This window comes from Mesorhizobium sp. Cs1299R1N1, assembly GCF_037179655.1.
GTDB classification, from domain to species: domain Bacteria; phylum Pseudomonadota; class Alphaproteobacteria; order Rhizobiales; family Rhizobiaceae; genus Mesorhizobium; species Mesorhizobium salmacidum.
The window spans coordinates 177731-190543 of the sequence record NZ_JAPYKR010000007.1 but is presented as its reverse complement, the minus strand read 5'-3'; the positions used below and the strand labels follow the sequence as shown (position 1 = coordinate 190543).

The 12813-nt window shown below is 65.5% G+C and carries 10 protein-coding genes; 7 read left to right on the top strand and 3 right to left on the bottom strand.

All coding sequences use genetic code 11. From position 1 onward, the window contains the following. The first annotated feature begins 112 nt into the window (after positions 1-112). The 6 genes from O7A70_RS17180 to O7A70_RS17155 all read left to right on the top strand — a co-directional run bounded on the left by O7A70_RS17180 (position 113) and on the right by O7A70_RS17155 (position 7543). On the top strand, positions 113-1624 hold the full coding sequence (locus tag O7A70_RS17180; RefSeq protein ID WP_337141423.1) for an ABC transporter substrate-binding protein: 1512 nt from the start codon (positions 113-115) through the stop codon (positions 1622-1624). Positions 1625-1661: 37 nt separating this feature from the next. Further along, positions 1662-2621, top strand: coding sequence for an ABC transporter permease (locus tag O7A70_RS17175; RefSeq protein WP_337141422.1), 960 nt, complete (start codon positions 1662-1664; stop codon positions 2619-2621). After that, positions 2621-3460, top strand: coding sequence for an ABC transporter permease (locus tag O7A70_RS17170; protein WP_337141421.1), 840 nt, complete (start codon positions 2621-2623; stop codon positions 3458-3460). The genes O7A70_RS17175 and O7A70_RS17170 overlap by 1 nt, the downstream gene beginning before the upstream one ends. After that, positions 3457-5205 carry an ABC transporter ATP-binding protein gene (locus O7A70_RS17165; RefSeq protein ID WP_337141420.1) on the top strand — a complete coding sequence of 583 codons (1749 nt, stop codon included), beginning with the start codon at positions 3457-3459 and terminating at the stop codon, positions 5203-5205. Before O7A70_RS17170 ends, O7A70_RS17165 begins: the two co-directional genes overlap by 4 nt. A gap of 208 nt (positions 5206-5413) precedes the next feature. Beyond that, on the top strand, positions 5414-6424 hold the full coding sequence (locus O7A70_RS17160) for a serine hydrolase domain-containing protein (protein ID WP_337141419.1): 1011 nt from the start codon (positions 5414-5416) through the stop codon (positions 6422-6424). A gap of 3 nt (positions 6425-6427) precedes the next feature. Continuing rightward, positions 6428-7543, top strand: a complete 1116-nt coding sequence (locus O7A70_RS17155) for an anhydro-N-acetylmuramic acid kinase (protein ID WP_337141418.1) — start codon at positions 6428-6430, stop codon at positions 7541-7543. Here O7A70_RS17155 and O7A70_RS17150 read toward each other — a convergent pair whose 3' ends face one another. From O7A70_RS17150 to O7A70_RS17140, 3 genes are read right to left on the bottom strand one after another with little or no spacing between them, the layout of a single operon-like run. Further along, complete coding sequence (locus O7A70_RS17150; protein WP_337141417.1) at positions 7544-7972, bottom strand: GNAT family N-acetyltransferase; 429 nt, start codon at positions 7970-7972, stop codon at positions 7544-7546. It abuts the gene before it with no gap. Next, a complete protein-coding gene (locus O7A70_RS17145) occupies positions 7969-9354 on the bottom strand; it encodes a sigma-54-dependent transcriptional regulator (RefSeq protein ID WP_337141416.1) in 1386 nt (461 codons plus the stop codon). Before O7A70_RS17145 ends, O7A70_RS17150 begins: the two co-directional genes overlap by 4 nt. After that, complete coding sequence (locus O7A70_RS17140) at positions 9351-11171, bottom strand: sensor histidine kinase (protein ID WP_337141625.1); 1821 nt, start codon at positions 11169-11171, stop codon at positions 9351-9353. The genes O7A70_RS17145 and O7A70_RS17140 overlap by 4 nt, the downstream gene beginning before the upstream one ends. A 305-nt stretch (positions 11172-11476) precedes the next feature. Between O7A70_RS17140 and O7A70_RS17135 the strand changes: the two genes are divergently transcribed. Next, complete coding sequence (locus tag O7A70_RS17135) at positions 11477-12805, top strand: dicarboxylate/amino acid:cation symporter (RefSeq protein ID WP_140715209.1); 1329 nt, start codon at positions 11477-11479, stop codon at positions 12803-12805. The last annotated feature ends 8 nt before the right edge of the window (positions 12806-12813 follow it).

Sequence of the window (12813 nt, the reverse complement as noted above, 5' to 3'; positions counted from 1 at the left end):
TAGACAAGACGGCGTCAAGCCGCATAGACTGGGCCGATACTCCAAAGCATGTGTGCCTTGGAAGCGGCCCGCGGAAACTGCAAGGCATCGAGTTCAATAATGGGAGACGAGAATGGTTCATCTTACAGGAAGGCTGCTTTCGGGCATCACCCTTGCCGCGATGCTCGGCATCGCCACGGTTTCGGCGCAGGCGGCGACGCTGCACATGGCCTGGTCGCAGGACGCCACCGGGCTTGATCCGCACAAGCAGACGGCGTTCTCGTCACTGCGGCTTTTGGAGCTCATCTACGAGCCGCTGGTGCGGCTCGACGCCAGCCTGCAGATCATCCCCGCCATCGCCACCTCCTGGGAATTCTCGAAAGACGGCAAGGAGCTGACCTTCAAGCTCGATCCCAAGGCGAAATTCCAGGACGGCACGGCGGTGACCTCCGCCGACGTCAAGGCTTCGTTCGAGCGGATCCTCGACGAGAAGACGGGTGCCGCCGCCCGCGCCAACTTCCTGTCGATCGCCAGCATCGACACGCCTGATGCGGCGACCGTCGTGTTCCACCTCTCGCAGCCCGACGCGCCGATCCTGACGGCGATGAGCGACGTCAACGCGGCCATCGTTCCGGCGGCTGAAATCAAGGCCGGTTCGATCGGCACCAAGACGGTCGGTTCCGGCCCATTCAAGCTCGACAAGTGGGACCCCAACGCCAAGGAAGTCTTGAGCGCCAACAAGGACTGGGCCGGCGGCGCGACCGGCGTCGACGGCATCGAGATCAGCGTGCTGCCGGACGAGGCGGCGATCCTCGCCGCCATGCGCACCAAGCAGATCGATTTCGCCCTGCTCAACGACCCGCTCGTCGCCACGCTGGTGCCGAAAGAAGCCAACCTGCAATTGAACCGTGTACCGGTGCTTGCCTATAACGTGCTGCAGCTCAACCCATCGCGCAAGCCGATGACCGAGCTCAAGGTGCGCCAGGCGATCTCCTGCGCCATCGACCGGCAGGAGGTGCTGGACACCGCCGCGCTGGGCGAAGGCAAGGTCACCGGACCGCTGACCATCCCAGCGCTGGCGACCGATCCGAGCCAGTTGTTCTGCTACAAGCGCGATGTCGAAAAGGCCAAGAAGCTGATGGCCGAAGCCGGATTTGCCGACGGCTTTTCGGCGACCGTGATCGGCGCCACCGGCGAGCCGCCGACGGCGGCGGCGGAAGCCCAGGTCATCCAGTCGCAACTGGCTGAAATCGGCGTCAAGCTCGATATCAAGATGATGGAGCTCAACGTCTATGTCGACGCGTGGCTGAAGGGCGATTTCGACATGGCGATCGCGCTCAATGGCGGCCGCGCCGACCCCTACACCATGTACAACCGCTACTGGACCAAGGCCGGCAATCTGCAGAAGGTGGCGAACTACATCGACGATACTTTGGACAGCCAGATGCAGCAGGGCCGCGCCGAGACCGATCCGGCCAAACGCAAGGCGATCTTCGCCGCGTTCGAGAAGCACCTCGCCGAGGTATCGCCGTGGATCTGGCTCTACACCTCCTACAGCTACACGGCCCAGCAGAAAAACATCGCCGGCTTCGTGCCGACGCCGACCGGCACACTGTTCAGCCTGAGCAAGGTGACGATCCAATAGCGCCGGATTCGGCGACGGGACGAGAGGTCTTCCTGGCGTGAACTATCTCTTGCGACGGCTGGCGACGTTTCCTCTCGTCTTGCTTGGCGTATCCATCCTGGTCTTCGTCGCGATCCGGATGGTGCCTGGCGATTCCATCACGGCGATGCTGGGCACCGAGGCCGGCCTGCTGACGCCGGCACAACGGGATTCGCTCGCCGCCTATTTCGGTATCGACCAACCCTGGTTCGTTCAATACTGGCGCTGGATCGGCGGCATCCTGCACGGCAATTTCGGCATCTCCGTCACCTATGGCAGGCCGGTTCTCGACGTCATCCTCGAGCGTTTTCCGCTGACGCTGGAATTGGCAGTGCTGTCAATGATCATCGCGCTTCTCGTCGGCATGCCGGCCGGCATCTACGCCGCCACGCACAACGAAAAACCGTCCGACCTTGGGGTGCGCATCATCGCCATGATCGGCCAGTCGACGCCGAGCTTCGTGCTTGGCCTGTTGATCATCTACACGCTGTCGGCCGGCTTCGGCGTGCTGCCGGCGATGGGCGAATTCGCACCGTTCTGGCAGGATCCCTTGCGCAATCTCAGCCAGCTGATCCTGCCCGCTATCACGCTCGGCTTCGCCTTCGCGGCGTCGGTCACCCGCATCGCGCGCTCGGCGATGCTGGACGTGTTGAGCGACGATTATGTGCGCACGGCCCGCAGCAAGGGCGCTTCGGCGCGCAGTGTCATCTGGCGGCACGCTTTGCCCAATGCGCTGATCCCGGTGGTGACGCTGAGCGGCATAGAGTTCGGCTATCTCTTGGGCGGCGCCGTCATCGTCGAGCAAATCTATGCCCTGCCCGGCCTCGGACGCATGGTGCTCGACGCCATCCTGCAGCGCGACTACGCGCTGGTGCAGGGCAGCGTGCTGTTCATCGCCTTCAACTTCATGATCGTCAATCTCCTGGTCGACCTCGCCTATGTCGCGCTCGATCCGCGCATCCGGCTGGGAGAACAGTGATGCGAATCCTGCGTGCCATCTTCGGCCATGGCAGCGGCCGCATCGGCGGCTTCATCGTGTGCGTCTATCTGCTGCTCGCCATCCTTGGCCTGCTGGGGCTGACGCCGCACAATCCGATCACGCAGTACCGTATCGACCGGCTGCACGCGCCCGGCGCCGCCTACTTGATGGGCACCGACCTGTTCGGCCGCGACGTCGCCAGCCGCCTGATGGCGGGCATCGGCCAGTCCTTTACGGTCGCCTTCTTCTCCGTAGCCTTCGCGTCCCTTGCCGGAACGGTCCTGGGGTTGGCCGCCGCCTGGCTCGGGCGCCGCTGGGACGGCGTGGTGATGCGGATCATGGACGTGCTGCTGGCCTTCCCGGCGATCCTTCTGGCGCTGCTCATCGTCACCGTCGCCGGGCCGGGCACATGGACCAGCGTGGTGGCCATCGGCATCGTCTACACGCCGATCTTCACGCGCGTGGTGCGCGGCCCCGCGCTGTCGCTCAAGACACGCGAATTCGTCGACGCCGCGCGCACCTTCGGTAGCAGTTCGAGCTATATCGTCACGCGGCACCTGCTGCTCAACCTCGTGGCGCCGTTGACCGTGCAGGTGACGCTGGCGCTGGCCTGGGCGCTGCTCACCGAAGCCGGCTTGAGCTTTCTCGGCCTTGGCACGCAGCCGCCCGCCGCGTCCCTCGGCCTGATGCTGAGCGACAGCCGCAATTTGATGGAGACGGCACCCTGGCTGCTGATCTTCCCGGGCCTGGCGATCATGATCAGCATTCTGGGCTTCAACCTTTTGGGCGACGCCTTGCGCGACATCCTCGACCCCAGGATGCGGAGAGCGTTGGCATGACCCCGCTGCTGTCGGTCTCGGACCTGCGCGTCGGCTTCGGCCGCAATCCCAAGGCCAATGAGGTCGTGCGCGGCGTCGGTTTCGATGTCGCCGACGGCGAGACGCTGGCCATTGTCGGCGAAAGCGGCTCGGGCAAGTCGGTGACGGCGCTGTCAATCAACCGGCTCGTCGATTTCGGCGGCGGCCGCATCACCGGCGGTTCCATGAAGCTGAAGCGGGTCGATGGGACCGTCTTCGAGTTGGCAGCCGCGACTGAACCGCAACTGACCGGCATTCGCGGCGCCGAAATCGGCATGATCTTTCAGGAGCCGATGACATCGCTCAACCCGGTGCTGACCATTGGTACCCAGATCGAGGAATCGTTCCGCCTGCATCGCGGGCTGATAGGCCGGCAAGCCACGGCGGCAGCCAAGGACGCGCTCGACCGCGTGCGCATCCCCGATGCCACGCGACGGCTGAAATACACGCCCAACCAGCTGTCCGGCGGCATGCTGCAGCGGGTGATGATCGCCATTGCGCTCGCCTGCAATCCGCGCCTGCTGATCGCCGACGAGCCGACGACGGCGCTCGACGTCACCGTGCAGGCGCAAATCATGGCGCTGCTTGCCGAGCTGAAGCGCGAAAGCGGCATGTCGATGATCTTCATCACCCACGATATCGGCCTGGTCGCCGGCATCGCCGACAAGGTGATGGTGATGCAAAACGGCCAGGCCGTCGAACAGGGCGAACTGAACCAGATCCTCGACAGCCCCCAGCATCCCTACACCCAGCACCTGCTGCAGGACGTGCCGCATTTCGCCAGTGGCCGGGCGACACGCGCGGACGGACAGCGCGACAAGGCCGCGAACACGCAACCGGCCTTGAAGGTCGATGGGCTCGTGGTTCGGTTTCCGCTCAAGAGCAGCTTCTTCAGCCGCGCGACCGGCGCAGTGCATGCCGTCGACGGTGTCGATTTCGACCTGATGCAAGGCGAGACGCTGGCCATCGTCGGCGAGAGCGGCTCGGGCAAATCCACCACCGCGAAGGCGGTGCTGGGGCTGGTGCGATCGACGCGCGGCGGCTTCTCGGTCGGCACGCGAACGGCCACGGCGGAGCGCAGCGCCAAGCCCGTTCAGATGGTGTTCCAGAACCCTTACGCTTCTCTCAACCCGAGGCTGGCCATCGAAAGCATCCTGGGCGAACCGGTGATTGCCACCGGTGGGCGGGTGGATGCCCAGACCCGGGCCAGAATGGCGAGCCTGCTCGAACGCGTCGGCCTGCCCAAGAACAGCCTTGAGCGCTATCCGCACGAATTCTCCGGCGGCCAGCGGCAAAGACTGTGCATCGCCCGCGCGCTGATGCTCAACCCCTCCGTCGTGGTTCTCGACGAAGCGGTGTCGGCGCTCGATGTCTCGGTGCAGGCCAAAGTGCTGGAGCTGCTGCTCGACCTGCAGCGCGAATATGCGCTGGCCTATCTGTTCATCTCGCACGACATGGCCGTGGTCGAGCGGATCGCGCACCGCATCGCGGTCATCTATGCCGGCCAGATCGTCGAGATCGGCGACGCGCGGTCCGTGCTGTCGAAGCCGAGGCATTCCTATACGAAGAAGCTGATCGCCGCCGTTCCGACCATCGACCGGCGACGCGAGCATTTCGAGATCGACACGCGCCAGGTGCCGTCGCTGGTCAGGCCGCAGGGGTTTGAGCCGGCGCCGGCGAAATGGGAGCGATTTGGGGTGGATCATATGGCGAGGGTGGAGGCTTAGAAATGTTTGCGGGACAGCGCCCCCCTCTGCCCTACCGGGCATCTCCCCCTCTAGGGGGGAGATTGGCAGCTCGTGCGCGGCGCCAGCTATCGGACGTTGGAGATTGGCGAAGGCCGATGCAACATCCGATCTCCCCCCAAGAGGGGGAGATGTCCGGCAGGACAGAGGGGGGCGTCGTAGGGCGCTACCTCTCCGAAGGAGGCCAGCATTGACCGACCTCTCCCAGCTCTTCGACCGCGCATTCGCGCCCTTGGCAACGGCAGTGACCGCCAAGCGAATCCCTGGCGGCGTGCTCGGTATCGTCGACAGGAATGGCGAGCGCATCGCCCGCCTAATCGGCTCGGCGCGGCTCGTGCCGAAGCCGCGGCCGATGCGGGAAAACACCTGGTTCGACCTGGCGTCGCTGACCAAGGTGATCTTCACAACGCCGCGTATCCTGGCGCTGGCGCAGGACGGCATCATCGATCTCGACGCGCCGCTGATCTCGCTACTCCCCGACCTTCGCCAGTATGACGCGAACGCCTGGGAGCGGAAGGTGACCTTCCGCCAGTGCCTCGGCCACCAGACGCCATTCCCCGCAGTCGAGCCGATCTACACCTATGGACGCGATCCCGAGCTGCTGCGCGCCTTCATCCTGCAGCGTGAATGGCGGGCGCGCGACCCGGTTTATTCCGACATCAACTTCATCCTGCTCGGCTTCGCGCTCGAGCGGCTGTCGGGCAAGAGCATCCGCGACATGGAACCCGGCCCGGGCTTTGCCTGGTCCACGGAACCCGATGCCGCCGCGGCGACCGAGGATTGCACCTGGCGCCACCGCGTGCTGTCCGGCGAGGTGCACGACGACAATTGCTCGGCGTTGCAGGGCGCTGGTCACGCCGGCCTGTTCGGTACGGCCGCTTCGGTGCTCGATTTCGCTCAGGGACTGCTGGACGAAACGGGCGCATCCGAACAATCGATCGCGCTGATGCGCGAGCCCTTGTCGGCCACCCGAACCCATGGTTGGGAACGACCTCACGAAGGCTGGTCCGGGGGGGCGTTATGCAGTCCGGGAACGATCGGCCATACCGGCTTTACCGGCACGGGACTGTGGATAGACTTCGACAAGGGCAAGGCGTGGACCTTGCTCACCAACCGCATTCATCCGACACGTCATTTCGACAGCGGCATCGTCTCGCTGCGGCAAGCCGTCGGCGATCTCATCAACAGGGGCAAGGGATAGACCATGGAACCAATCTGGGCCGTCGGCCTGATGACCGGCACCGTGCTTGACGGCAACATCGACGTGGCGCTGATCAAGACCGATGGCGAGCGGATCGAGGATTTCGGCACCTACCGGCTGATGCCCTATCCGCCGTCGATCCGCTCCTTGCTGGAGGAGACGCTGACGGCGGCCAGGGCCTGGAATTTTGTCGGGCCGGAACCGGCGATCTTCAGCAAGGCGGAAGAGGCGCTGACGCGTGCGCAGTCGGCGGCGGTGAAGGAACTCGTCGAAGGGTACGGCATGACAATGGCCGATATCGGCGTCGTCGGCTTTCACGGTCAGACCGTGCTGCATCGCGCGCCGCAGGTCGGACGGCTCGGCCAGACCCGCCAGCTTGGCGACGGCGAGTTGATGCATGAGATCCTCGGCACCAAGGTCGCCTATGATTTCCGTTCGGCCGACATGCGCGCCGGCGGGCAAGGCGCGCCCTTGGCAGCCGCCTATCACACCGCGCTGATGCGCAGCGCCGGCGCCAGTGGCGAGGTGGCCGTGCTCAATCTCGGCGGTGTCGCCAACATCACCTGGTGGGACGGCGCCGACAATGTCATCGCCTTCGACACCGGCCCCGCCAATGCACCGCTCAACGATTTCATCAAGTCGAAAGGGCTCGGTGAAATGGACCGCGACGGCGCGCTGGGCCGCGCGGGCAAGGTGGACGAGGCCCGGCTCGCCAAGCTGCTGCAGCATCCTTATCTGACCAAGGCCTATCCAAAATCGCTCGACCGTTTCGACTTCGGCGCGGCCATGGCCGACGGCCTGAGCGCCGAGGATGGCGCGGCGCTGCTCACCGCGTTTACCGCCGCCGCCGTCGGCAAGGCGCTCGACCTTCTGCCAAGCCGGCCGAAGAAGTTGGTGGTCAGCGGCGGCGGCCGTCACAACCCGACGATGATGGCCATGCTCGCCAACCGCGCCGGCGTCGAGGTGGTGCTGGCCGAAAGCCTGGGCTGGAGCGGCGACGCGGTGGAGGCGGAGTGCTTTGCCTTCCTCGCGGTGCGCGTGCTGCGCGGCCTGCCGATCAGTTTCCCGAGCACGACCGGCGCACCGCAGCCGATGCGCGGGGGAAAGCTGGCTGGCTGATCACGCCGGCGATAGATTCTTCCGCAGGAAAATTCGGCTGCGGCCGACCGGGAAATCGGCCAGCGTCCCGAACGGTTGATAACCTTGCCGCTGATAGACCTTGGCGGCGTTGGGATTGAACGTGTCGATCCAGGCATTTTGGCAGCCGCGCGCCACGGCTTCGCGCTCGGCTGCGTCCAGCATCTGGCCTGCCATGTGCTGGCCGCGCAGCCTTTCGTCAACCCACAGCCACTGCACGTAGAGCCAGCCCCAGGCGGTGTAGCCCGAGATGCCGGCGACGACAGCGCCGTCCTCGTCGCGTACGAACACGGCCAGCGCCTTCCTTTCGGACGCGCCGACATCGCCGTCGTTGAACGCCGTCAGCCGTTCACTGAGAAAGGCGAGTTCTTCCGGCGGTGGATTTGCCGTCGTTTCAAGTGTCGTGTTCATGGCTCTTTCCGGATTACGCGGTTGGAAGCGTCAAGAGGGCGGAAGTCGGATGCGGCGATGCCGTAGCGCTTGAGCTTGTCGTAGAACGTCTTGCGCGGCACGCCGAGCGCGTCGATGGCGCCGCGCACGTCACCGCCATGATCGCGCAGCGCGTCGCGGATGAGCTGCGCCTCGTACTGCCCGACCCGCTCGGGCAGTGCGGCGGCCGGCTCCGGCAGCCGCGCGACTGCCCTGGTTTCGTCATCGGGACCAAGTCCGAGAGCGACGCGATCGGCGAAATGCGCGAGCTCGCGCACATTGCCCGGCCAGTCGTGCGACTGGAGATAATGGCTCACGGCGGCGTTCACCCTGGCGACAGGGCGGCCAAATCGCTCCGCCGCCTTGCCGAGGAAATGGCCGAATAGCATCGCGATATCGCCGCGCCGCTCGCGCAAGGGCGGTATGCGCAGCGTCACCACGTTGAGGCGGAAATAGAGGTCCTCGCGGAAATCGCCGCGCTGGTCGGGTCGGCCGAGATCGACCTTGGTCGCCGCGATGACCCTGAGATCGAGGCGCCGCGTCTCGTTCGAGCCGAGCGGGGTGAGGCTGCGCGTCTCCAGCACCCGCAAAAGCTTGACCTGCAACGCCGGCGGCATGGATTCGATCTCGTCGAGGAACAGCGTGCCGCCGCTGGAGTGCTCTATCCGGCCGATCCGCCGCCGCTGCGCGCCGGTGAACGCGCCGGCCTCATGGCCGAACAGCTCGCTTTCGATGACGGTTTCGGGCAGAGCGCCGCAGTTCAATGCGACGAAGGGCTTTGCGCGGCGTCGGCCCCACCTGTGCAGGAGGTCGGCAACCACTTCCTTGCCGGTTCCCGTCTCGCCTTCCACCAGCACGTCGACATCCATGTCCGCGATCTGGCGCAAGGTTTCACGCAGTCGGCGGATGGCGGGCGCCTCGCCGATCAACGGCATGCCGTCGGCGGCAAGTGCCGCGGCTTCGCGCAGCCGCCGGTTTTCCATCACCAGCCGCCGCTTCTCCGATGCCCGCTTCAGGGCCTCGACCAGGCGCTCCCCCGCATAGGGTTTCGGGATGAAATCATAGACGCCATCCTTGAGCGCGGCGACGGCAAGATCGACATCGCCATGCCCGGTGACCAGGATCACCGGCAAGTCGGGGTCAACAGCCTTGACGCGGTCGAAGAGCTGCAGACCGTTCATGCCGGGCATACGGATATCGCTGACGACCACACCATCGAAATCCGTGTCGACGACACCAAGCGCTGCCTCCGCAGCGTCGAGCGCGATCACCGTGAAGCCGGCAAGTTCGAGCAGTTGCGTGGTGGCGTGAAGCAGGTCCGCATCGTCGTCGACGAGCGCCACCAGCCCTGATCCCTGCGTCATTCGATCCGCCTCAAGTCGATGGTGAAGGATGCGCCGCTGGCCGTGTCGGGGTCGAGCCGCAGCGTGCCGCCCAATTCCTGGGCGATCTCCTGCGAGATCACCAGGCCGAGGCCAAGCCCCTTTTCCTTGGTGGTCTGGAACGGCATGAACAGATTGCCGGCGGCTTCCGGCCCGAGGCCGGGACCATTGTCGCGCACCGAAATCAGCACCCTGTCGCCACGTTCGGCGAGGTCGATCTCGATACGGGGATCGGGCCGGTCCTTCATGGCGTCCAGCGCATTCTGCAACAGGTTGACGAGGATCTGCTCCAGCCGGATGCGGCTTGCCATCACCAATGGCGATGCGTTACCGCGCGGCCTGACGATGGTGACGCCGGAATCGCGGATGCGGCCGGACAGAAGCGACAGCGCACCGTCGATCGCCTCGCGCACCGGCAAAGGCGATGCAGCAGTGCCGGGCCGGCGGGCAAAAGTGCGCAGCGTGCCGGTGATGGCGCCGATGCGTTCGGTCATCGACACGATCGAGGTCAGATTGCCGCTCGCCGGTTCGGTCTTGCCGGCCTCGAGAAAGCGGCCGGCATTCTCGGCATAGGTGCGGATCGCGGCGACCGGCTGATTGATCTCATGCGCCACGCCGGCGGCGATCTGGCCGAGGATGGAGAGCCGGTTGGCCTGGGCGAGATCGTCGCGCAGCCGGCGGACCTTGGCCTCGGCGTTTTCGCGCTCGGCGATTTCGCCGGCAAGGGCCGTGTTCGATCGCGTCAATTCGGCGGTCCGGGTGCTGACGCGGCTCTCTAGCTCGGTGTTCATGCGCGCCAGCGCCTCCTGCCGCAGCCGGCGTGTGCGACGGCGCCGGGTGAACACATAGGCAAGCAGCCCCATCAGCAGCAGCCCGAGCAGTGTCGTCAGGCGCGCCGTGTTGGCGGCGGAGGTCAGGGCGGCATCGGCGGGTGTCAGCAGCCACAGGCGCCAGCCGGGGACGGCACCGGGCAAGTCCTGCACCACCTCGACGAACCGACGCGATTTTCCGGCTTCGTCGATTGTCGCCAGACCGTCACCGGCGCCACGCCGTATCGGCAGCGGCGCGAAGGCGGCGTCGACCAGTTGAAGCTGGTCGTGCGCCGCGGCGGCGTCCGCGGCGGAGAGCGGCGCCAGCGCATGGAAGCGCCAATCGGGCTGGCTGGTGGCCAGAACGACGCCGCGCTCGTCGGTGACGAAAACGAGAAAGCCGCTGGCGCGCCAATTGGCTTCGACACCGCCGAGTTCGACCTTCAGAACCGCGACGCCAAGCGGCTTGCCAGCATCGTCGACACGGCCGGCAAGGTAGAGTCCCGGCTTGCCGCTGATCGTGCCGAGGCCATACTGGCTGGCCGCACCCTTGGCCATCGCATCGGTGAAATAGTGACGAAAATTATAGTCGATGCCGACAAAGCTGTCCGGCTGGCCGGCATTGCTGGCTGATATCGCCATGCCCGCCGTGTCGATGACATAGATGGCCGAGGCCGATGCATCGCCGGCTATGGCCTTCAGCTTGGCGTCGAGAGCTGTTTCCTCGACCTTTCCGGCGCGGCGCAGCGCATCGCGCACCGCATCGTCGCGCGCCAGCACCAGCGGCACGAGACGCTGCTTTTCGATTTCACCGGTCAGGGTTCCGGCCGCCAGCGGCAAGGCGGCCAGTGCCCCGTCGCGCAAGTTGCCGGCGGCCTGACCCTCGGCGATGCGCCCGGCAACCGCGACTGCGCCGACCAGCACCGCGAGCGCGATCGCCGCAAGCAGCCAATGGCCGCCGCGCAGGCGCACTACCGCTTCGCGCAACAGGTCGCGGGCGGCAAACCCTGGGGCTTCGCTATCGATGCGCTGTCGCGGCGTCGGCCCTCTCCCTTCCCTGTACGGCTTTGGCCCCAGTCTAATGCGAAATTCCGCCAGGGCAAACAAGACCTGTGCGGAAATCCGCACAGGTCTCCGTCGACAGCAGGGCAGGAACGGCTGAAACCCGGGGATTTCGGCCTATCCGCCATCTGGCACAGCGCTTGCAAAAGTCCTTGCAGCGGCGGGCGACCGGATCGCCGCGATGGGAGAAGTCACGCAGGGCGGGTTCCGTCCATCCGGCCAGGGAGAGTTCGATGCATATCGCAGACCAATCCGCCGCGCCCGCCGCGCAGCGCAAGCCCCTCTATGCCCAGCTCTACGTGCAGGTGCTCGTAGCAATCACCGTCGGGATCCTGCTCGGCCATTACTATCCGTCGATCGGCGAGAGCATGAAGCCGCTCGGCGATGCCTTCATCAAGCTGGTCAAGATGATCATCGCGCCGGTCATCTTCCTGACGGTCGCAACCGGCATCGCCGGCATGAGCGACCTGCAGAAGGTCGGCCGCGTCGCCGGCAAGGCGATGCTCTACTTCCTCACCTTCTCCACGCTGGCGCTCATCATCGGCCTTGTCGTGGCCAATGTCGTGCAGCCGGGCGCCGGCTTCAACATCGACCCGGCGACGCTCGACGCCTCGACCGTGAACACTTACGCCGCCAAGGCGCATGACCAGTCGGTCACCGGCTTCCTGATGAACATCATCCCCGGCACGATCGTCGGCGCCTTCGCCGACGGCGACATCCTGCAGGTGCTGTTCTTCTCGGTGCTGTTCGGTATTGCGCTGGCGCTGGTCGGCGACAAGGGCACACCGGTGCTCAACTTCCTGCAGGCGCTGATGGCGCCGATGTTCAAGCTGGTCAGCGTGCTGATGAAGGCAGCGCCGATCGGCGCGTTCGGCGCGATGGCCTTCACCATCGGCAAATACGGCATCGGCTCGGTCATCAACCTCGCCATGCTGGTCGGAACCTTCTACGCGACTTCGTTCCTGTTCGTGTTCGTCGTGCTCGGTGCCGTCTGTCGCTACAACGGCTTCTCGATCCTGTCGCTGATCCGGTACATCAAGGAAGAGCTGTTGCTGGTGCTGGGCACATCATCGTCGGAAGCCGCACTGCCCTCGCTGATGGAGAAGATGGAAAAGGCCGGCGCCAAGCGCTCTGTCGTCGGGCTGGTCATCCCGACCGGCTATTCCTTCAATCTCGACGGCACCAACATCTACATGACGCTCGCGGCGCTGTTCATCGCCCAGGCGACGAACATCCATCTGTCGATATCAGACCAGATCCTGCTGCTGCTGGTCGCGATGCTGTCCTCGAAAGGTGCCGCCGGCATCACCGGCGCCGGCTTCATCACCTTGGCCGCGACGCTTTCGGTGGTTCCCTCGGTGCCGGTCGCGGGCATGGCGCTGATCCTCGGCGTCGACCGCTTCATGTCGGAATGCCGGGCGCTGACCAACTTCGTCGGCAATGCGGTGGCGACGCTGGTCGTGGCGCGCTGGGAGGGCGAACTCGACGAAGCCAAGCTGGCCAGGGCATTGGCTGGTACGGCCGACGACAGCCTGCCGGCGGACATCGTTCCCGCCGAGTAATCCGCCGT